This is a genomic window from Elusimicrobiota bacterium, from assembly GCA_026388095.1.
Taxonomy (GTDB): Bacteria; Elusimicrobiota; Elusimicrobia; order UBA1565; family UBA9628; genus UBA9628.
Genome location: JAPLKL010000030.1, coordinates 25858 through 46873, shown reverse-complemented (window position 1 = coordinate 46873; position 21016 = coordinate 25858). Strand labels below are relative to the sequence as shown.

The following is a 21016-nucleotide window of genomic DNA, read 5'->3' as shown; positions in this document are numbered from 1 at the left end:
GGGGTGAGGGCCGTGGGGCCCAGCTCAACCTGGGCCCTTCGGCCCAGAGACGGGGCGGACCTCGCCCCCCAGCAAGACCACCGAGCGCGGCTGGGCGAGGTACTCGGCGCCCGCGATCCGCGGGGCCTCGGCCCCGGCCTGGATGTCGTCCGGCGAGGGCAAGGATGTGTCGATGAGCCGCTTCCAGGCGACCGTCGAGCCGTCCGGCGCGGGCGGCAGATTGAATCCCAAGGGCTCCCAATAGGCGTTGATGATCAGGTAGGTGACCTGCGTCCCCTCCCGGTTCAGAGCGGAGGCGGCCAGGCTGTGGGAGTCGTTGCCCCAGTCGGGGCTCCCCGGCTCCACGCCATGCCACTGGATCCGGGCCTTGGCCAGGAACTGGGTCAGGCTCAGCTCCCGGTCCGACCGGGGCGAGTAGAATCCCAGGCGGAAGCGGATGAGCCCTTTGACGAAGCGGCGCAGGCCCTCGTGCTTCTCCACCAGAGACCAATCGAACCAGCCGAGCTCGTTGTCCTGGCAGTAGGCGTTGTTGTTGCCGAACTGGGTGCGCCGGACCTCATCGCCCATGGACAGCATGGGCGTGCCCAGCGCGGACAAGGTCAGGGTCAGGAAGTTCTTCACCTGGCGCTCGCGCAGCCGCTCGATGGCCGGCTCCGAACTGGGGCCCTCCATGCCGCAATTCCAGCTCAGGTCGCCGTCCGTCCCGTCGCGGTTCCCCTCGCGATTGGCCTCATTGTGCTTGCGGTCGTAGCTGACCAGGTCGTTGAGGGTGAAGCCGTCGTGGCAGGTCACGAAATTGACGCTCCGCTCCGGGTCCTGCCCGTGGCGGGCGTAGAGGTCGGGGCTGGCCAGCAGCCGCTCGGCGAGCTTGGGCACCTGGCCCGGGTCTCCCCTGAGCAGGCTGCGCACGTCGTCCCGGAACTGGCCGTTCCATTCCTTCCAGCGCTCTCCGCCGAAGCTGCCGACCTGGTAGAGCCCGGCGGCGTCCCAGGCCTCGGCGATCAGCTTGGTGCCCGCCAGCACGGGATCCGACTCGATGTCCCAGAGCACGGGCGGGGTGGGCAGCGGGCGGCCGGTCTCGTCGCGGGATAGGATGGAGGCCAGGTCGAAGCGGAAGCCGTCCACGTGCATCTCGGAGACCCAGGCGCGCAGGCTGTCGAGGATGAGCCGGCGGACCACGGCCTGGTTGGCGTTCAAGGTGTTGCCGGTGCCGGAGTAGTCGGCGTAGCCGGCCTGGTCCTCTTCCAGGATGTAGTAGACCGAGGGGCCCAGGCCCTTGAAGCACAGAGTGGGGCCGGCGGCCCCGCCTTCGGCGGTGTGGTTGTAGACCACGTCGAGCAGGACCTCGATGCCGGCCCGGTGCAGGGCCTTGACCATGTCCCGGAACTCGTCGAGCACGCCCAGCGGGCCGGGGGCCGAGCTGTAGCCGCTGTGCGGCGCGAAGAAGGAGACCGGGCTGTAGCCCCAGTAGTTGGCGAGCCCGGCCGGGGCGTCCTGCGCGTCGAACTGGAAGACGGGCAGGAGCTCGACGGCGGTGACGCCGAGGTCCTGCAGGTACGGGATCTTCTCGATGAGGCCGGCGTAGGTGCCCCGCTTCTCCGGGGCGACCCCCGAGTTAGGGTGGCGAGTGAACCCTCCCACGTGCATCTCGTAGATCACGGTCCGGGCGAACGGCCTGCGCAGCGGGGCGTCGCCCTCCCAGTCGTACCGGCGCAGGTCGGCCACCACGCTCTTGAGCGCGCAGGCCGCGTTGTCTCCCGGCCGGGAGGCGGCGAGGCGGCTGTAGTTGCCGCCCACGGACACGGCCCGGCCGTAGGGGTCCAGGAGCACCTTGTCCGCGTCGCGCCGCGGGCCTGGGCGGGGCTCCGGCTGGCCGCGCGCCCGGTAGCCGTAGAGCTGGCCGGCCTTGAGGCCGGGCGCGAAGGCGTGCCAGTAGTGGAACGTGCGGTTGCGCTGCGGGTCGAGAGCGATGACGTGCGCCGGCGCCGCGTCGTCAGCGCGCTCGAAGAGCAGCAGTTCGAGGGCGGCGCAGTCCTTGGCGAAGACGCAGAAGTTGACGCCGTCCGGATGGACCGTGGCGCCCAGCGGGAAGCTCCGCCCCGGCCCGATAAGGCGCCTCAGGACATCTCCCGCGGCTGGCCCGTCGCCGCCAGCACGCTGCTCCAGATCGGTCCCTGGGGGTCGAGCCGCTGGCGCTCGGAGACGGCCAGCGGGATCGGCAGGTGAGTGAATTGGTTCCAGAAGCCGACCACCATGTTCGTGCGCCCGGCCATGCCCGCGTGCACGGCGTTCTGGCTCAGGAGCAGGCAGAAGGCCGAATCGCGCGCGTTGGCGGGAGCGCTGCGGATGGTGTAGCTGGGGTCGATGTACTTCAGGTTCACGGCCGGCCCCGACTTCGCGAAGGCGCGCGTGATCGCGTCCCGCAGGAAGAGCCCGATATCCCCCAGGCGGGAGTTGCCCGAGGCGTCGCGGCCGCGCGCCCGGCCCAGCAGGTCTTGCCCGGCGCCTTCGGCCGCCACGACGACCGCGTGGCCCCTCCGGGCCAGCCGCCGGCGCAAGGCCTTGAGGAAAGCCTCCAGCCGGAAGGGGACCTCGGGGACCAGGCAGAAGTTGACCACGCTGTTGGAGAGGGTCGCGTAAGCGGCGATGAACCCGGATTGGCGCCCCATGAGCTTCACCAGGCCGACGCCGTTGCTGGCGGAGGCGGCCTCGGCGTGCGCCGCGGAGATGGCGGCCCGGGTCTCGGTCACGGCCGTCTCGAACCCGAATGACTCCTCAACATAGCGGATGTCGTTGTCTATGGTCTTGGGGATGCCGATGACCGCGATGGGCCGCCCGCGCCGCCCGATCTCCTCGGCGATGGCCTGCGCCCCGCGCAGGCTCCCGTCTCCCCCGACCACGAACAGGATGCCCACGCCCAGGCGTTCGAGGGTGTCCGCCATCTCGCAGGCGTCCTGGGGCCCGCGCGAGGAGCCCAGCATCGTCCCGCCCCTCTGGTAGATGCTCGCCACCAGCTCCGGGGTCAAGGGCACCGGGGCGTGGCGGTAGCGAGGACTGAGCCCTTCGAAGCCGTAGGGAAAGCCGTATATCCTGCGCACCCCGTAATTGTCAAAAGCGCTGAGCACGGTCGCCCGGATCACGTCGTTGAGGCCCGGGCATATCCCGCCGCAGGTCACGATCCCGCACTTGACCCGCGCCGGGTCGAAGAAGATCCTGCGCCTCGGCCCGGCCTTCTCGAAGCTGGGCGGGACCTCGCCCGCGGCGAGGCAGGCCTGGACCTCGTCGAGCCGGGAGGCCAGGAGCACGTGCGCGTCGTCCGCGATGAAACGGACCCCGGACAGCGGCGAGGGGCGCCGGCACTCCCCCAGCCGCGGCACCGAGAAGGCAGGATCCGCTGCGACGGCCTTGGCGCCATCCATGGCCTAGCTCGCGGGCAGGACGCAGACGGGCTGGGCCTCGGCCTCGTCCCGGAAGCCCTTCTCCCGCAAAGTGCCGAACTTCTCGGAGTACTCCCACAGCGTGGACGCCCGCTGGAGCTCGACATAGGGGGTCAGCTGTATGTTGGCCGCGTCCGGCACGCGCAGATGGACGGCGAGCTTCCGGTGCGGGTCGACGACCGCGGCCACGCCCGGCGGCTGCGGCAGGTCGGAGAGGCAGGCGTGCGGGCGGCGTCCGGACTCGCCCACCGGAGACTCGTAGAAGCGGATCGGCGTCTTGAAGCAGCCTTCCAGGACCATGACCGGATGGTCGGAGCCGTTGCGCAGGGAGACCACGATCTCCTCTCCGGCCCGGTAGATCTGCGCGTCGGTCTCCAACTCCAGCTCCAGCGGCGGCAGTCCCGGCCAGCTGCGGACATAGAACTCCAGGCTCTCCGGGCGGTCCTGGATGCGCAGCCGGTAGTGGCCGGCCTTCAGCTGCTGGGCGAGCTCCCAGACCTCGGTGGCGCCCATCTTCGACTGCAGGCGGCAGGAGACCTTCGCGGGCTTCTCCAGGCAGGGGCAGGCGGCCGCGCCGCCCCGGCATTCGCTGCACTGCAGGCGCGCGACCGTCTCCTGGCCGCAGCGAAAGTCCCCGCCGAGGGCGAGCAGGTACACAGGCTCCTCCAGGCTGTACTCCTTCTGGTCGAGCCGGTAGGCCGCCGAGGCGGGCGCGGCCCAGAGGACCGCGGGCAGGAAGACGGCGCACCAGGAGAATCGCTGCGTGCTCATAGCCACCTCCACTTGGGGTATCCCCAGGTCAATGAGAAGCTAGCATATTCCCAGGGACTTAACGAAGATGGCCCGAATGTGCTATGGATATGGCTTGAGGACGGCATGATCAACGCCTTGCGCTACCGCGCTTTCTATGGAAGCATCTCAAAGTTCTGCAGCGCCCCGGACACGGTGCTCGATTTTGGCTGCGGACATGGGGAGCTGGTCTCTTATCTCAGGGGGAAAGGATTCAACGCGTACGGGGTGGATCCTCTGCTGGGATCCAGCGCGGACCGCTGCTATGCCTCGCTGGCTGATTTCATCAAGGAGCATGACGGTCCTCTGAAGGCGGTCATACTGAATTTCTCCCTTGAGCATCTGCAGGATCCCGCCGCGGTCCTGGAGCAGCTGCGCGCGCTGTTGGCGGACCATGGTCATCTGTTCATACGGGTCCCGGACCTCGATTATATCGAACGAAGGAAGAGACTGGCTTCATTCCAGCTCAGACCTGGAGAACACAGATTCATGGCCGGCAAAGCGTGTCTGCGGTCTTTGCTGGAAAAAACCGGTTTTGAGATCGTCAGCATGGAGCCTGACGCCTCGCCTGCCGCGCTCATCACCTATCCCTGCAGCCTGTTCCCGCGGCTCGATCCGTTCCCCGGCACCGGTGAAGCAGCGAAAACAGGAGGGCTGTGCTTGCTGGCCATGCTCTCCTTGTTGTTCCTTCCTTTTTTCATATTCGAATATGCCTCAGGAAGAAGCCCGATCGTCCGCATCGTGGCTAGGAGAAGAGAATCATGACCTCCCCCATCTCGCCCGCCGCCATCCTCCTCCTGCTCTGTCCCGGCCTGCTGGCCGGGGGCTGCGCCTTCAGGCCCAAGCCCGGCACCTACACCGGCGTCCCCGAAGCGGAGCAGCTCCGTCAAGACCAGCGCTACCCGCACAGCCTGGTCTACATCAAGGAGATGGCGGACCGCTCGGTCTACACGAAGGTCAAGCTCGACCCGGTCGCGATCTACCAAGGCCAGGACGCGCAGTGGCGCGGCGTCAGCGCCGAGGTCAGGCAGCAGTTGGCGCAGTACGCCCAGGAGGAATTCTCCCGCGTCCTGCGCCAGAGCTACGAGCTCGTGGACCGTCCCGGGCCCGGGGTCCTGGGCCTCAAGATCACCTTGGCGGACGCGGAGTTGACCCAGCCAATCCTGGCCGTGCCCTTGCACCTGGTCCCGGCCGGCATCGCCCTGAACCTGGCCCGGACCGCGGCGGGCCTCAAAGGCTCGTTCATGGGCTCGGCCACCATCTCGGGGGAGCTGCGCGACACGGCCAGCGGGGAGGTCCTGGCCGCATTCCTCACCCGGCAGACCCCTCTGGCCATCGACCCGACCGCCACGGCGACCCGCACCGCGGCGGCGCGCCGCGCGATCGCCATGACCGCGGAGAACCTCAGGTCCGCCATGAACGACGCCCGCGCCGGCCGCGGCCGGCCCTGAGCCGCGCGTCTCGTCAGCGCTTGAGCAGGTTCAAGAACTCGGTCCGGGTGGTCGGGTCGTCGTGGAAGCTGCCCAGAACCGAGGAGGTCGTCATCACCGAGTTCTGCTTGCCCACCCCGCGCATCATCATGCACAGGTGCTGGCACTCCATCACCACGCCCACTCCCTCGGGCGCCACGGCGTCCATGACCGCCTGGGCGATCTGGCCGGTGAGCCGCTCCTGGATCTGCAGCCGCCGCGCGTAGAAGTCCGTGATGCGGGCCAGCTTGCTCACGCCCAGGACCTTCTGCTCGGCGATGTAGCCGATGTGGCAGCGGCCGAAGAAGGGCAGCATGTGGTGCTCGCAGAGGCTGTAGACCTCGATGTCCCGGGCGATGATCATGTTGTTCGCCTCGGCCTTGAACACGGCCCGGTTGATGACCTCGGTCTTCTTCAAGCGGTAGCCTTCGGTCAGGTACTCCAGGCTCTTGGCCACCCGGGACGGGGTCCGCAGCAGGCCCTCTCGGCTGGGGTCCTCCCCGAGTTCCTTCAGCAGTTGGCGGACCAGACTCTCAATGCGTTTGTGATTCATGTTGGATGAACCTCTCTTTGAGCCGTTGCGAAAAATCGGTCATGGGCTCTCCCGGCGAGCCGGCGACGGCCTTGACGAGGCCCGGCGCCAGCTCCAGCAGCGCCGCGGCCAAAAAAGGCCTCGTGCGCAGGTCCGGGTCCGGCAGGACCAGGTCCGGCTCGTCTGAGACCAGGTCCCCGTAGAGCAGAAGGTCCAGGTCGATGGTCCGGGGCGCGTACTGGTCCGGGCCGCGACGGCGGCCCAAGGCCGCTTCGATGCCGCGCAGGACCTCGAATTTCAAGGAGCGCGGGGGCAGGTCGGTGCTCACCCGGGCCACCCCGTTGACGAACTCCGGCTGGCCCGCGGGGCCGACCGGCGCGGTGCGGCGGAAGGTGGAAAGCCCCTCCAGGCGCACCTGGCGCGCCAGCAACTCCAGGGCCTTGGGGATGCTGGCCTCGGGCTCCATGTTGGAGCCCAGGCCGATGTAGGCCTGGGTCATGGGCGGCGGACCACCACGCTCACCGTCCGCGCGAAGCGCAACCGGGCTTCTCGACCTCCACCTCCACGGCCTGCACGCGCGGGTCTTCGAGGCAAAGCTCCGCCACCCGGCCGGCCAGCCTTTCGATGAGCTGGTGGGAGGATGACTCGACCATGGCCACGATGCGCTTCTTGATGGCCTTGTAGTCCACGGTGTCGGCCAAAGCGTCGCTGCGCGAGGCGGCGCCCAGGTCCGCCGACAGGCGCACCTGGATGACCACGTCCTGCTTCTCGCGCCGCTCCTCGGGGTACACGCCCACGATGCAGCGCAGCTGCAGGTCCTTGATGCGGATCTCGTCAGCCATAGACCGCCCCCCGCATGTGCCGGCCGCCGTCCACGAAGATGGTCTGGCCGGTCACGAAAGCGCTGCGCGCCAGGAACAGCACCGCGTCGGCCACGTCCTCGGGACCTCCGTGGCGCTGGAGCGGGTTGGTGCCCTTGAGGCGCTCCAGGTAATCCTGGCCCTCGCCAGGCGGCGGCAGGATCAGGCCCGGAGCCACCGCGTTGACCCTGACCTTGGGCGCGTACTCCAGCGCCATCATGCGCGTGAAGGTGGCCAGCAGGCGCTTGCTGAGATGATAGGCCGCGTGCTCCGCGTCGTAGTCCGTGATGCGGCTGTCGAGCAGGTTAACGATGCAGCCGCCGCGCCCGGAGCGGGCCAAAGCGCGTCCCAGGACGAACGGGGCCAGGGCGTTGACCCGGATGTTGCGCTCCAGCTCCGCGGGCTGCAGGCCGTCGAGGCGTCCGGTCGGGAAGATGGAGGCGCTGTTGACCAGGATGTCCAGGCCGCCCCCGGCGCTGCGGCAGGCGTCCGCGAACAGGGCCTCCACCTGGGAGGCGTCGTCGAGGTCGGCCTGCGCGGTCCAGGCTTGGCGGCCCAGGCCGCGGAGCTCGCCGGCCAGGGCCTGGGCCTCGGCCAAAGAGCCGCGGCAATGCACGACCACGTCCGCGCCGGCGCGTCCCAGAGCCAGAGCGATGGCCCGCCCCAGGCGCTTGGCGCCGCCCGTGACCAAAGCGGTCTGGCCGAGCAGGGGGTGCTCCTTGTCTTCCGGCATCGGCCTAGTTTAACAAGTGGGCCGAAGCCCCGCAAGCCCGGTCTACTGGTCCTTGGCCGCGGGCTTATGGCTGCGCTTGCGGGCCGGCTGCTCGGCCTTGAAGGCGCGCCGCTGCTCCACCTGCTCCTTGTTGAAGGCGGCGCGCTGCGCCTTCTGCTGGGCGCGGAACTCGGCGCGCAGGGCCTTCTGCTCCTCGCGGCTCTTGCCCTTGATGCTCTCATTGAACGTCTTGCGGTCCTGGTCCAGCTTCTCCAAGAAGGCGACCCGGGCCGCCTTCTGCTGGGCTTTGAATTCCTGGTTCGCGCCCGGCATGGGCGCGGCCGCCGGCAGATCGCCGGCCCCCGCTGCGGCCGCGGCCCCGGCCAGCAGCAGGGCCAGTCCCAATCCCTTCAATGAGGCTCCTTTCATGGCGTCCCTCCTATGGCCCTGCGCGGGCCCCTACTATATATACGAGCCAGACCCGGAAAAGTTCCACTTTTCGGCCCCCCCTGGGGGGCCCGAAAAGGCGTACACCCCAGGGTACGTCCCCCCCTTTTCCCCAGGAAAAACACCTCAGTACGGACTATAGAAACACTCATTAGAGGTCCCCGCGTCAATAGGCAAAAAGGAACCGCCCACAGGTAGTGGCTGTTGCCTCGATGCTTCCGTTCGTCGCTGTTGAAGGCTCATGCGCACCCAGGTTCTCTCTTAATTTGGTGTCAGCTCGAAGCCGCACCAAACACTCATCAGGATCAAGACTCCGGCGATCCGCTGCCAGTGCCCCTGCCCTCTTCCCGAGGGCCCAGAAAACCGTTGGTACCCTGCCGTGTCCATTCATCGGCGACTTTCGTCGCCCTCACTTCAATGGCTTCGACTCATGTCGAGCCAGTGCCTTATTGGCTCACGGCCGAGGCGACTTCGCCTAAAACAGCGGGTGGAGGAAACGGCCAATCACTATACTGGTTTTGCCAGTTTCATTCCGGGCTCGTCTCCACCACCCAAATCGTTATGCAAACGCTCGCGCTGCGTCGAAGGGCTCCTGGTCCTTGAGCACGTGATAGCAGGCACGAGCCAGTTTGTGCGCCACCGCCTTTAGAGCGACGAACCCGTTGGTTTTGCGCTTCTTGCGATCATAGAACCGCCGGATTTGCTCGTTATAACGCACGGCAAAATGCGCCGCCTCGACGAAGGCCCAGGCCAAGTACTTGTTCCCGTTCTTTCGGTTACCCTCGCCTTTCTTCTTGCCATTGCTCCAGCGCGAGCTGCCCACGCAGCGTCCATATGAGGCGAACCGTCCGACTTCCGCAAAACGAGCCATGTCTCCCGCCTCATACATGATGGTCATGGCCAGGATATGGCCGATCCCGTCAACCGTGATGAGCTTCTCGAATGCTGGCTTGAGCTTAGCCTGATCCAGCACCACCCGCTCAAGTCCTTGAATCTGAACATCCAGGCACTGCAACACCGCCAAATTGCTTTTGACGGCCAGCGCGCGCATTTCGTCGTGGCCGCACAACTCGGCAATCCCCGTCTCGTCAAGATTCCGAATTCCGGCCGCTTGCATGCCTTGCCCGCTATTGCGCCTGATCAGGTTCTGGATACTCAAGATCTGCGCAGTGCGGCACCGCACCAAGTGGCTGCGTTTGCGCAAGAGATCCCGCACGGAGCGCTCCTGCTTCGGATAAATATAGCCGGTCGGCAAGATCCCGAGACGAAGAAGATGAGCGAGATGCCGGGCGTCGTGCTCATCCGCGGTGTACTTGAGCCCATCGTAGGTCTTCACGGCCACGGTGTTCACCAGCTTCACCGCATAACCGTTGTCCATGAGCCCATCGACCAGCCAGTACCAATTGAACGTGGACTCAACAGCTATCGCCTCGATGCTGTCCCGATGCGGAGCCAACTCCGCCAAAATGAGCGGCAGTTTATTCGGCAGACGTCGCTCGCACAGGACATGATCACCTTCATCGATGATCACCAGCACGCTGTTGTTGGAATGCAGGTCTATTGCGGAGTATAATCTCATTGTAGAGGTCCTCCTCTTCGGTTCTAGTTTTCCGTCTCGCAACAGAACACTAGCAAACCTGTGGGCGGGGACCTCTACATGATTATCACTATAGAAAAGACTACAGAAAGACTATAGAAACGCTATACAAGCACTATAGAAAGACTATAGAAAAACACTTCTGTCCGGGAAAAAACGACGGGGAACCCTTCGCCAATTGTAGAATGAAGTTGCTTGGACCACATTCTACGACGGAGGATTCCCCTTGGCACATTATAACACGGTTTTGCATCAGCTCGTTTCGTTGCTGCCGGGACATTATGGAGCTTCCCATCCCATGCCCCCTCGGGGGCCTGGCTTCGGCAATAATACCATACCAACGCCGGAGTAGACGTCAGGATCGGGCAGGAGATTTCAGGAGAGCGCCATCAAGCCAGAGCCGTGGCTACGCCGGAGGGAACTCATCGGCCGGAGGGGCATCGACTGGCAACGTCCTTCGATCGACCTTACAGCGGCAGCGCAGGGCCGCGCTACCCGATGATATCAGCGCCGCTCATTTATCTTGCGCTCAAGCTCCGCGAGCACTTCAAAAATATGGCTTAACGGCGGGATCTCGCCGAATATCATCTCGCGCATCTTGACGTAGTCATCCTCCAGCTCCTTCTTCCGGAATGACGGCGCGACAAGCCTGAGACTCCCCGGGGTCGCCTTATCGTATTGCGCGGAAGCGGACCGAAAGAAGACTGTTTTATGGTGCGCGACGCTCTTGAGCAATTCCAAATCGCCCATGGCCTTCGCGCCGATTCCTTTCTCATAGAGCTTTACGAGATCGTAATAGTGCCTCGACTGACGTTCGGGAAGTGCCTTCCCTTGGGGATGATGATACCAGGCGTGCAGGATTGTCGCCTTTTCCCAAAAGGTCCGCTCGGCGGCCAGTGCTTTCACGTCGCAAGCAGGCTCCTTGAAAGGTTTCGAAATAGTCTGCGCCGCATAAGGCGTGACCGTTGCCTGTTCGGCCGGCCATTGCTCCCCCCGTGCGCCAAGCTCAAGACGGACGACGGGGCGCTGATATCGAGGGATAGCTCCCTCGCGCTCTGCGATGCCGGCCGGGTAGTGAAACAGCACGGTCTGCCTGTCTGGATCATCTTTGTCCAGATCGACTTGCCATGTGCGCGACGACGGAGCCGTACCGAGAGCCTTTGTGAAAGCCGCTTCAAGCCGCGGCACAAACCGGTCACGGATCATATCCTGGCACGCGGCCGTAAGAGCTTCCAGCCTCTTTTGCGTTTTGTTCTTGCTCGGCGCGCGCTCGGGATCATTATCCCCCCCGAATCCAAGCGTGCTCCGATCAAATGAAAGGTCAACGTCTTCGGAAAATCGGTCGATGGCTTGGTACACCTTCGAAAGGCTCGTTCCTCCCTTGAAAATTAGCCCGGCGGGCGGGTCCTGCAAGGCAAAGATTCGCTTGAGCGTCCAGCAGACCCAGAAGTCCTTCTCTATCAGGGCGGACAGCATCTCCCCTCGCAGGGTTGCTGCCGTGCTGAACAACTCGGAACGATCGCGCGCAGGAAGACGCGCTATATCATCCATGGCGCGCCTTTGGGGGGCGTCCACCGTGCCCGCAGGCTCGGCGGACTACCTCGGCAACCCAGTCGGTGACGTAGCGGGCGTCTTTCAGCAATCTCCGGCGATCCGCGACGGATAGACTCCGGCGGAGCCGCGCAATGGTCTCCTCTCCCATGGCGTCCTTGCCCAAGTACCGCAGCCCTTGAAAAACCATGGCGCTCGTGGGATGGCCCAATGGGAGGTCTTTAGGCGGCGCATGCTTGATGAATAAGACGACATTGCCCACGCGCACAGTCCGGGTCCTCCCATCTGTCAAGTAGACCGGTTTGGCAGGCACCTGAGTCGAGAGTCCAAGGCGATTGGCCGCCACCGCTCCGGAGGGAATGACGCGGCTCCCTGTCTTTCTGGCGAGAGTGCGAGCGACCTCCTCCACATCGGGAGCCGCCTCGATCCCCAAAGTCGGGTTGATGCGGGGAAGATAGTAGAGCCCTCGACCGAGCCTCTTGATGGTTTTGCGCGCGGCCAATCTCGACAGGACCTGGTCGACCGCCGCGCGGCTGCCGAGGCTGAGGAAGTCCTTGCTGGTATGGACCTTTCCTGGGCCGAGGCGGCGTATGCGGGACAGGATCTTATTCTCGACGGTATCCGTGATATTCACTGTCAGAAAAGTGTACACGGTTTTCTGACAGGCTGCAAGGCCCAGATGTCTCCTATATGGCTTTGGCAGGTTGGCATATTATTTCCCCGATGCCTTTTTGTAATTCTTCGATCAGTGAGTCTTGGCTTGTCAAAAACAATGGGACAAGCTTACGCTGTCTCAATTCTACTGGATGGGATACTCCCCGGCCCGGTTTGATAAAATGGTGCGGCTCCATGCCCCCAGCAGCCGACCCCTTCGCCGGACTGCGCCGCAAGCTGCGCGCCCGCAGCCCCCGGCGCTTCGAGACCGGAGCCGAGGCCAGGACCTCGGTGGCCGTCATCCTGGCCGGGACGCGGCCGCGTCACTTCGCGGTGCTCCTCATGGAGCGCGTCAAGCATCCGGACGACCCCTGGTCGGGGCACGTCGCCCTGCCCGGAGGCCACGGCGAGCCGGCAGACGCCGACCGGCTCGCCACCAGCATCCGGGAGACGCAAGAGGAGACCGGCGTCCGTCTGCGGCCGCAGGACCTCCTGGGCGAGCTCGACGACCTCTCCCCCCGGACCCCGACCTATCCGGAACTGGCCGTGCGGCCCTTCGTCTTCGGACTGCGCCGCAGACCCGCTTTGGCTCCCGGCCCTGAGGCGGCGGACTGCTTCTGGGTCAGGCTCGGCAGCCTGCCCGGCGCCGTGTGCGAGGAGACCTTCTCCATCGCCGGCCAGCCCAGGCGTCTGCCCGCCTTCAGGATCGGCGCCCGCATCGTATGGGGCATCACCTACAGGATATTGGAGTCTTTGCTGGAGATCGCGGCGGGCTAGCCGTTCAAGACCGCTTTGCGCACGCCATCGGCGACATACGCCGCATCGCTTTCCGAGAGCTCCGCGTAGAGCGGCAGATACAGGACTTCACGCTTGGCCCGAGCCGCATGAGGACAGGCCCGCCGATCCGCCCCGAACAGCTCCAGCGCGCTGCAGTCCTGCAGATACCCGGCGGAGGAATCGATGCCGCGGCGCAGCAGCGCCCGCCGCACCCGCTCCTTGTCCGCGACGAAGACCGGGCATGTGGAGAAGATATCCTCGGCGCCTTCGTGAGAGCGGGGGACGCGCACCCCGGGGATGCCGCGCAGCAGCTCGCAGAGCTGCAGGCCGCGCCGGCGCCGGCGCCGGTTGCGCTCGTCGAGCGCCGCCAGCTGGAGCAGCCCCAACTCCGCCTGCGCGGGATGCAGCGCGCCGGCCAAGGGCTCGCCCAGCAGGGCCTCAGGCTCCGCGAAGAGCCGGTCGACCAGGTCGATGCCGGCCCACGCGGACGCCCTCAGCGCCGCATAGGTGAAGGGGAAGCCCAGCGCGGACGTGGCGCATTTCATGGCCAGCGCCTTCGCGAGCGCGGCGGCGGGAAACGGCGGCAGGGCCGGACTCTCCGCGGCCCGGCGCAGACGCTGCGCGAGAGCGTCGTCGTGCGTGACGACCAGCGCGCCGCCGAGCGTGGTCATGTGCTTGGTCACGCCGAACGTGAAATAGGCCGCTTGCCCCCAGGCGCCCGCGTGTTTTCCCTGGAACTTGCCGCCCAGCGATTGCGCGCAGTCTTCGATGACCGTCAGGCCGCGTTCCCGGGCCAAGGCGCAGATCGATCCGAGGTCGCAGATGAAGCCGCTGAGGTGGGTCGGGATGATGGCCCGCGTGCGCGGAGTGAGGCTCCGGCGCGCGGCCTCAGGGTCGATGGTGAGCCCATCGGGCCCGATATCGGCGAACACGGGCTTGAGCCCGGCGCGGACCACGGCGGCCGGCACCGCGAAATAGGTGAGCGCGGGGACGATGACCTCGTCTCCCGGCTCGAGCTCGAGGCTGCGCAGCAGATGGTAGAGCCCCCAGCGCGCCGACTGCGCGGCGATCGCGTGCGGCACGGCCAGATAGCGCGCCAGCGCCTGCGCGAAGTCGCCGGACCCGCCGCGCACCGCGGCGCGGAGCTCCCGCCAGCTGAGCGAGGGGCGGAAACTGGGCAGAAGGGCCATGGCGTCAGTTGGCCTGCGCCGTGGGCTGAGGCAGGAGGGAGCGCCTTTTGTATATGAGCCAATGGCGCTCAAGAGGCAGCTGCTGCTCGAAGATCAATTCGAACTGCCCCATCTGCCGCGACAATTGCCCCAGCAATTCCAGACCGCGCGGTGATTTCCAGAGATTGCGCGGCTCCTGTTCCGGATTAGGAAGAGGTTCCGGGTCGCCTTCTCCGCCTTGCGTCATACCTCTCTGGATATCAGGCCAAGAACCGATGTCGCGCGAAGCATAGACGATGATGAAATCGAGGTCCTTCAGGATCCGGGGCCCATCGGGAAGTATGAGTTGGCCCACCATGTACACCGTCAAGTTCGCGTAGCGATTGTTCAGGTAGTAGGTCAGCATGCTCTGATGCAAGAAAGGTCTCCACGACAGGCTCAAGCACAGAGCGCTCATCTTCTTCTTCGGGGGAATATACTCATTCATCTGTTGCATGAGCGTGTCAATCTTAAGAGCGATTCCATGCTGCTTCGGAGTCCCATAAGGAGTCGTGCCCAACAGCTCGAGCGGATCAGACCTGATCATGCGGACCCTCGACATCCCCATCCGCTCGAACTTCGGGCCGCCCCGCGCTGGACGCGAAGCTCCCCCCTCCTGGTGAGGCGCGAAAGTCCGGACGCCGAATTGCAGGCAGGCGAACCCCAGCAACAAGGCCGGGATGGCGGTCCTGGCCGTCAGGCTCTTCAAGCGGCACAGCCACCAGGATGTGATCACGGCCAGCGCGGGAAGAACGGGCATGCCATAGCGCAATTCCGCCGCGGGATATAGCCCGTTGTTTCTGACCGGCAAGAGGAGCGTCATCATCACGAGCTGCGAAACCGCCCATGCCCCCAGAACGAATCGCTGCTTCACTGGCGCCGCCAGGAGGCATGCGAATGCCACGACGGACGCCGCGAACAAAGGGAACCCCTGCGGGTCGAACACCATGGACTGCATGATGCGGAAGGCGACTTCGCCGTAGCAGTGTCCCATGGCTGGAGAAACGTTCGGCTCCGTCATGTGCATGTACACGATCCGATAGAGCGCGCCCAGACGCCCGCCCCACCAGATGGATGAGACGATCGCCGCGGCCGCCATGACGATGCCGACATTGATGAGACGGGGCGCCAGGGCGGCCCGCGCTCCGTTGTCTTGATGCCGGGCCTGCGCAAGAGTGGTCGCCAGAAGCGCGCCGAAGGGCAGAGCCAGATACACCAGCATCTGCAGCTTCACCAGCATCCCGACACCGAGCGCCAGGCCCAGCAGGAGCGAGCATCTCCGGTCCGCGAAGCCATCGCTCTTCAAGAGCAGCGCCATCGCGCACGCGACCATCGCGGTCAGCGGCAGATCCAGGCCGTATTGCCGGGAGCTCTCGAAGATCAGCGGATACATGCAGACCAGGCTTGCGGAGATCAGCCCGGTCAGGCGGCCGCAGACGCATCTCCCCAGCGCAAAGACCGACCACAGCAGCAGGAGCAGATACACCCAGTTGCCTGCTTTCGCCGCGCCCAAGGTCTGCCCGAAGAGGGAATAGAACACGGCAGTGACGGCGAATACCAGGTTAGGATAGCGGTCATCCCTGGAGGGAAGCCTCCGCGACAGCAAGGACGCCATGTTGCAGCATCTGGCGTACCAGGAGGCCGCGGGATCATGAGCGGCATCATGCCATAGGCGGTAGAATTCCACGGAATTATTGAGATGCACGATCACGTCCGGCCCGCGGATGGACGCATCACCGCGCAGGCGGATCAGATTGCCGATCAGCATGAAGGACAGGACGGCCGCAGCCGCGATGGCATAGGACCGCTTCCAGAGCGGATACCTCGCCCACATCCGCGACCCGGGATGCGTCATGCGCCTGCGCCCCAAAGGGAACGCCTCTTATATAGGAGCCAATGGCGCCCAAAAGGCAGCGGCTGCTCCAAGATCAATTCGAACTGCCCCATCTGCCGCGACAATTTCCCCAGCAATTCCAGACCACGCGGTGATCTCCACAGGTCCTGCGGCTCCCGATCCAGATTGGGAAGAGGCTCCGGGTCGGCTGCTCCGCCTTGCGTCAGATCCCTCTCGATTTCCGGCCAAGAACCGATGTCGCGCGAGGCATAGACGATGATGAAATCGAGGTCTTTCAGGATCCGGGGGCCATCGGAGAATATGAGTTGGCCCACCATGTAGACCGTCATGTTCGCGTAGCGGTTGTTCATGTAGTAGGTCAGCATGCCCTCATGCGAGAAAGGCCTCCGCGACAGGCTCACGCACAGAGCGCTCGCCTTCATCTTCGGGAGGATATACTCATGCATCCGCTCCATGAGCTTGTCGATGTGAAGAGCGGCCGCATTCTGCTTCGGAGCCCCATAAGGAGTCTCGCCCAGCAGCGCGAGCGGATCGGACATGATCCCGCGGATCCTGGGCAGCCCCATCCGCTCGAGATTCGGGCCGCCCCGCCAGGAAGGCGCGGCCCTCCCCCCATCGGGAGGAGCGAAGGTCCGGACGCCGAACTGCAGGCAGGCGAACCCCAGCAGCGAGGCGAAGATGACCGTCCTGGTCGTCATGTCCTTCAAGCGGCACACCCACCAGGATGTGATCACAGCCAGCGCGGGGACGACAGGCATGCCGCAGCGCAATTCCGCCGCGGGATAGGTCCCGTTGATCCTGACCGGCAAGAGGAGCGTCAGCATCACGAACTGCGAAACCGCCCAGGCTCCCAGGACGAATCGCTGCTCCGCTCGCGAGGCCAGGAGGCATGCGAGCGCCGCGACGGAGGCCGCGAACAACGGCAGCCCCAGCGGGTCGAACACCATGGACTGCAGGATGTGCAAGGCCACCGCGCCGTAGCAGTGTCCCATGGCTGGAGAAAGGTCCGGCTCCGTCATGTGCATGTGCACGATCCGCCAGATCGCGCCCAGGCGTCCGCCCCACCAGATGGAGGATACGATCGCCGCGGACGCCATGACGATGCCGACATTGATGAGACGGGGCGCCAGAGGGGCCCGCCCCCCGCTGTCCTGCCGCCGGGCCTGCGCGAAAGCGGCCGCGAGAAGCGCGCCGAAGGGCAGAGCCACATAGACCAGCATCTGCAGCTTCACCAGCATCCCGACACCGACGGCCAGGCCCAGCAGGAACGAATATCTCCGGTCCGCGAAGCCGTCGCTCTTCAAGAGCAGCACCATCGAGAGCGCGACCATCGCGGTCAGCGGGAAATCCAGGCCGTATTGCCGGGAGCTCTCGAAGATCGCCGGATACATGCAGACCAGGCTGGCGGCGATCAGCCCGGTCAGGCGGCCGGAGACGCATCTTCCCAGGGCATAGACCGACCACAGCAGCAGGAGCAGATACACCCAGTTGCTCGATTTCGCAGCGCCCAAGGTCTGCCCGAAGAGGGAATAGCACACGGCGGTGACGGCGAACACCAGATTAGGGTGCCGGTCGTCCGTGGAGGAAAGCCTCCGCGACAGCAAGGACGCCAGGTTGCAGCATCTGCCGCACCAGGAGGCCGCCGGATCATGAGCGGCGTCATGCCACAGGCGGTAGAAGGCCACGGAGTTATTGAGATGGAGGATCATGTCCGGCCCGCGGATGGACGCATCACCGCGCAGGCGGATGAGATTGCCGATCAGCATGAAGGCCAGGACGGCCGCGGCCGCGACGGCATAGGACCATTTCCAGAGCGGATACCTCGCCCACATCCGCGACCAGGGATGCCTCATGCGCCTCCGCCCCGGAGGGAGCGCCTTTTATAGAGGAGCCAATGGCTCTCAAAGATCATCGGCTGATCGAAGACCAATTCGAACTGCCGGATCTCCCGCGAGATCTGTCCCAGCAATTTCAAACCGCTCGGCGACCTCCACAGATTCCGCGGGTTATCCTGCGTACTCGGGAGATACAGCGCAGGAGCCTCGTCGCCTTGCGTCAGGTCGGTCTCGATATCACGCCAAGAGACGACGGGGCGCGGGGAATAGACGATGATGAAATCGAGGTCCTCCAGGATCCGGCGCCCACCGGGAAGCAGGAGGCGGCCCATCTGGTACGCCGTCAGGTTCGCGTAGCGGTTGCTCATGAGGTAGATCAGGATGTCCTCGGCCGATCTGGGCCTCTGCAATCGACTCAAGCAAAGCACGCTCATCTTCTTCGTCGGCGATATATAGGGTTGCATCTGCTGCAGGAGCATGTCGAGCTTGAGAAGGAACCCCTGCCTCTTCGGACATCCGAAATCCGTCGTGCCCAGCAGTTCGCGCGGATCAGACAGGATCATGCGGATCCTGGCCATTCCCAGCCGCTCGGTGATGGGGCCGTCCACCTTCGCGGCCGCGACCGGAGGTGCATGGTCGGACGCGAAAGTCCGGACGCTGAATTGCACGCAGGCGAAGGCCAGCAACAGGACGAAGACGACCGCCCTGGCCGTGCTGTTCCTCAAGCGGCACACCCACCAGGAGGTCAGCACAGCCAGCGCGGGAAGAACGGGCATGCCGAAGCGCCAATGCGCCCCGGGGATCCATCCGTGAAAGCTGACCGGTATGAGCAGGGGCATCATCACAAGCTGCGAAACCGCCCATGCTCCCCAGACGGATCGCTGCTTCACTGGCGCCGCGAGGAAGCACCCGAATGCGACGACGGACGCCGCGAACAAAGGCAGCCCCATCGGGTCGAACGCCATGGACTGCAGGATGCGCCAGGCGACTGCGCCGTAGTCGTGCGCCAAGACCGGATGGATGCCCGGCACCGTCCTATGCATCCGCAAGAACCTGCATATCGCGTCGAGATTCCCAGCCCACCAGATGGATGAGACGATCGCCGCGGCCGCGCTGGCGATGCTGAAGTTGATGAGACGGGGCGCCAGGGGGGCCCCGCCCTGACGATAGGCCTGGGTCAGGCTGGTCGCCAGAAGCACGCCCAAAGGCAGGGCCAGATAGATCACCATCTGCAGTTTCACCAGCATCCCGACACCGATGGCCAGGCCCAGGAGCAGCGAGTATCTCCGGTCCGCGAAACCGTCGCTCTTCATGAGCAGCGCCATCGAGAACGCGACCATCGCGGCCAGCGGGAAATCCAGGCCGTATTGCCGGAAGCTCTCGAAGATCAGCGGATACATGCCGACCAGGCTTGCGGCGAGCAGTCCGGTCAGTCGGCCCGAGAGGGATCTCCCCAGCGCATAGACCGACCACAGCAGCAGGAGAAGATACACCCAGTTGCTGGCTTTCGCCACGCCCATGGCCTGCCCGAAGAGGGAATAGAACAGGGCGGTGACGGCGAATACGAGATTGGGGAACCGCAGATCCCTGCTGCTGCTGCTCAGCGGCCGTGAGAACGATGCCGCCAGGCTGAGGCATTTGCCGTGCCAGGAGGCCGCGGGATCATGAGCGGCATCCTGCCACCGGCGGTAGAATTCCACGGAATTATTGAGATGAACGATCACGTCCGGCCCGCGGATGGACGCATCATCATGCAGGCGGATAAGATTGCCGATCACCATGAAAGCCAGGACAGCCGCCGCCGCGAAGGCATAGGCCCATTTCCAGCGCGGGTAGCCCGCCGGCAGCCGCATCCCGGGCCGCGTCATGCGCCCCCTCCCCGCAGCAGCCCTATCCCAGCGCCCAGGCGGCGCAGCACCACCTTCCAGGCCTGGCAGTCCAGCAGCGCGTCCCAAAGGAAACCGGGACGCAGATAGAACCGCCGGTAGGCCAGGCGCAGCAAAGACGCCAGCTCCTCATTGGAAAAATGCTCGTTCCAGAACGGATAGCGGAAGTCCTTGGTGGGGTTCGCGATGAATTCTCCCCATACGTCGCGAGGGATGATGTCCGCGCGCAGGCCCGCCTCGTAGAGCGCCGTCGCCGGGTAGGGCGTGAGGATGTTGAAAAGGGCGAAATTCGCGCGCAGCTCCCGCGCGAAAGCGACGGTGCGCAGCACGTCCTCACGGGTCCTCTCGTGCGGACAGCCGACCAGGAAATAGGCGACGGTCCGCAGGCCCGCTTGACGCGCCAGCGCGAAGGCTTGGCGCGCCTGCTCCACGCGGATACCCTTGTTCAGGCCGGCCAGGCCTTCGTCGCTGGCGCATTCCACGCCGAAATGGATGCTGTAGCAGCCCGCCCGCCGCAGGTCGGCGAACAGGCCGGCGGAAACGCGGTCGACGCGCCCCCGGAAGCTCCACCCCACGCGCAGCTTCTCCCGGCTCAGCAAGGAGCAGATGCGGGAGACCCTCTCCGGGTCCTGGTTGAAGATGTCGTCGACGAAATGGATATCGCGCAGGCCCGCGCCCGCGCACCGGGCCATCTCCGCGACCACGTTCTCGGGGGAGCGCATCCGGCACGGTCCCTTGGGCGTGCTGCAGAACGTGCAGGCGAAGGGGCAGCCCCGCGAACTGATCATGGTGGTGAAGGCGGGGTCCCGGGAGAGGATATACCGGTACCGCCCGGCCGACAGCAAGGAGCGGTCGGGCTGCGGCAGGAGGTCCAGGTCCCGCTCCGGCTCCCGGGCTCCGGTCTCCACGATCCCGCCGTCCTGCTTGAACAGGAGCCCTTTAATCGAACGCAGGTCGCCGCCGCCGGCCAGAGCGCCGGCCAGCTCGGCGAAGGCGGCCTCGCCGTCGCCGGGTATGACCGAATCCACGCCGGGCAGCCGCGCCGCCGCGCGCGGGAAATGGGACGGGTGCGCGCCTCCCATGCAGACGTGCGCTTGCGGCCGGCATCTCTTGACCAGCGCGGCCGTCATCATCACATCGACCAGACTGTGGGTGTGCGCGGTGATGCCGACGAGGTCCGGCGCGGCCGCCTGGATCCGCCTGGCCATGCCGTCGTAGGACAGCCCCTCGGCCACCGCGTCCAAGACCTCGGCCCGGTGCGGGGTGCGGGCGTTGCAGAAGGCGGCGACATACAGGAGCCCGAGCGGCGGGAACACGCCGACATGCGCCGTGACCAGCGCCGGGACCTCGGACCGGACCGTGTTCTCCACGGGCGGATTGATGAGCAGGATCCTCATCGGCGATGTC

General features: G+C 65.4%; 19 protein-coding genes. 3 read left to right on the top strand and 16 right to left on the bottom strand.

Features of this window, described 5'->3' with window-relative positions; translation table 11 throughout:
- Nucleotides 1-24: 24 nt before the first annotated feature.
- Genes glgX through NTY77_07390 form a run of 3 tightly spaced genes read right to left on the bottom strand, consistent with a single transcriptional unit; the run spans nucleotide 25 to nucleotide 4208 of the window.
- Nucleotides 25-2121 (bottom strand): glycogen debranching protein GlgX, encoded by a 2097-nt coding sequence (glgX, locus tag NTY77_07400; protein ID MCX5795300.1) that lies wholly within the window; start codon nucleotides 2119-2121, stop codon nucleotides 25-27.
- A complete protein-coding gene (locus NTY77_07395) occupies nucleotides 2118-3419 on the bottom strand; it encodes an ATP-dependent 6-phosphofructokinase (GenBank protein ID MCX5795299.1) in 1302 nt (433 codons plus the stop codon). Before NTY77_07395 ends, glgX begins: the two co-directional genes overlap by 4 nt.
- Before the next feature lie 3 nt (nucleotides 3420-3422).
- Nucleotides 3423-4208 carry a hypothetical protein gene (locus tag NTY77_07390; protein MCX5795298.1) on the bottom strand — a complete coding sequence of 262 codons (786 nt, stop codon included), beginning with the start codon at nucleotides 4206-4208 and terminating at the stop codon, nucleotides 3423-3425.
- 12 nt (nucleotides 4209-4220) lie between these two features.
- Here NTY77_07390 and NTY77_07385 point away from each other — a divergent pair, with 12 nt between their 5' ends.
- Together NTY77_07385 and NTY77_07380 are read left to right on the top strand one after the other, a co-directional pair.
- Nucleotides 4221-4991 carry a class I SAM-dependent methyltransferase gene (locus NTY77_07385; protein MCX5795297.1) on the top strand — a complete coding sequence of 257 codons (771 nt, stop codon included), beginning with the start codon at nucleotides 4221-4223 and terminating at the stop codon, nucleotides 4989-4991.
- Nucleotides 4988-5677, top strand: coding sequence for a DUF3313 domain-containing protein (locus tag NTY77_07380; protein ID MCX5795296.1), 690 nt, complete (start codon nucleotides 4988-4990; stop codon nucleotides 5675-5677). Before NTY77_07385 ends, NTY77_07380 begins: the two co-directional genes overlap by 4 nt.
- A gap of 13 nt (nucleotides 5678-5690) precedes the next feature.
- On the opposite strand, the gene folE is transcribed toward NTY77_07380, so the two are convergent.
- From folE to NTY77_07340, 8 genes are all read right to left on the bottom strand, one after another.
- On the bottom strand, nucleotides 5691-6248 hold the full coding sequence (folE, locus tag NTY77_07375; protein MCX5795295.1) for a GTP cyclohydrolase I FolE: 558 nt from the start codon (nucleotides 6246-6248) through the stop codon (nucleotides 5691-5693).
- Nucleotides 6229-6726, bottom strand: coding sequence for a 2-amino-4-hydroxy-6-hydroxymethyldihydropteridine diphosphokinase (gene folK, locus NTY77_07370; GenBank protein MCX5795294.1), 498 nt, complete (start codon nucleotides 6724-6726; stop codon nucleotides 6229-6231). Before folK ends, folE begins: the two co-directional genes overlap by 20 nt.
- A 19-nt stretch (nucleotides 6727-6745) precedes the next feature.
- Nucleotides 6746-7069, bottom strand: a complete 324-nt coding sequence (gene folB / locus NTY77_07365; GenBank protein ID MCX5795293.1) for a dihydroneopterin aldolase — start codon at nucleotides 7067-7069, stop codon at nucleotides 6746-6748.
- Nucleotides 7062-7820: an SDR family oxidoreductase gene (locus tag NTY77_07360; GenBank protein MCX5795292.1), complete on the bottom strand. Its 759-nt coding sequence runs from the start codon at nucleotides 7818-7820 to the stop codon at nucleotides 7062-7064. Before NTY77_07360 ends, folB begins: the two co-directional genes overlap by 8 nt.
- A gap of 42 nt (nucleotides 7821-7862) precedes the next feature.
- Entirely contained in the window at nucleotides 7863-8228 is a 366-nt protein-coding gene (locus NTY77_07355; protein MCX5795291.1) for a hypothetical protein, read from the bottom strand.
- A 577-nt stretch (nucleotides 8229-8805) separates the two neighbouring features.
- Complete coding sequence (locus tag NTY77_07350) at nucleotides 8806-9825, bottom strand: IS110 family transposase (GenBank protein ID MCX5795290.1); 1020 nt, start codon at nucleotides 9823-9825, stop codon at nucleotides 8806-8808.
- 522 nt (nucleotides 9826-10347) lie between these two features.
- Nucleotides 10348-11394: a nucleotidyl transferase AbiEii/AbiGii toxin family protein gene (locus tag NTY77_07345; protein ID MCX5795289.1), complete on the bottom strand. Its 1047-nt coding sequence runs from the start codon at nucleotides 11392-11394 to the stop codon at nucleotides 10348-10350.
- Nucleotides 11387-12046, bottom strand: a complete 660-nt coding sequence (locus tag NTY77_07340) for a DUF6088 family protein (GenBank protein ID MCX5795288.1) — start codon at nucleotides 12044-12046, stop codon at nucleotides 11387-11389. Before NTY77_07340 ends, NTY77_07345 begins: the two co-directional genes overlap by 8 nt.
- A gap of 197 nt (nucleotides 12047-12243) precedes the next feature.
- On the opposite strand from NTY77_07340, the gene NTY77_07335 reads away from it, so the two are divergent.
- Nucleotides 12244-12825: a CoA pyrophosphatase gene (locus tag NTY77_07335; protein MCX5795287.1), complete on the top strand. Its 582-nt coding sequence runs from the start codon at nucleotides 12244-12246 to the stop codon at nucleotides 12823-12825.
- On the opposite strand, the gene NTY77_07330 is transcribed toward NTY77_07335, so the two are convergent.
- From NTY77_07330 to NTY77_07310, 5 genes are read right to left on the bottom strand one after another with little or no spacing between them, the layout of a single operon-like run.
- The gene (locus NTY77_07330; protein MCX5795286.1) at nucleotides 12822-14015 is read right to left on the bottom strand and encodes a DegT/DnrJ/EryC1/StrS family aminotransferase; all 1194 of its coding nucleotides are present in this window, start codon (nucleotides 14013-14015) and stop codon (nucleotides 12822-12824) included. The two genes, NTY77_07335 and NTY77_07330, sit on opposite strands and share 4 nt — an antisense overlap.
- Nucleotides 14016-14019: 4 nt before the next feature.
- Nucleotides 14020-15867 carry a glycosyltransferase family 39 protein gene (locus NTY77_07325; protein MCX5795285.1) on the bottom strand — a complete coding sequence of 616 codons (1848 nt, stop codon included), beginning with the start codon at nucleotides 15865-15867 and terminating at the stop codon, nucleotides 14020-14022.
- Between the two features lie 17 nt (nucleotides 15868-15884).
- Nucleotides 15885-17741 carry a glycosyltransferase family 39 protein gene (locus tag NTY77_07320; protein MCX5795284.1) on the bottom strand — a complete coding sequence of 619 codons (1857 nt, stop codon included), beginning with the start codon at nucleotides 17739-17741 and terminating at the stop codon, nucleotides 15885-15887.
- A complete protein-coding gene (locus tag NTY77_07315) occupies nucleotides 17738-19591 on the bottom strand; it encodes a glycosyltransferase family 39 protein (protein MCX5795283.1) in 1854 nt (617 codons plus the stop codon). The genes NTY77_07320 and NTY77_07315 overlap by 4 nt, the downstream gene beginning before the upstream one ends.
- Nucleotides 19588-21006: a radical SAM protein gene (locus tag NTY77_07310; GenBank protein MCX5795282.1), complete on the bottom strand. Its 1419-nt coding sequence runs from the start codon at nucleotides 21004-21006 to the stop codon at nucleotides 19588-19590. The genes NTY77_07315 and NTY77_07310 overlap by 4 nt, the downstream gene beginning before the upstream one ends.
- Nucleotides 21007-21016: the final 10 nt, after the last annotated feature.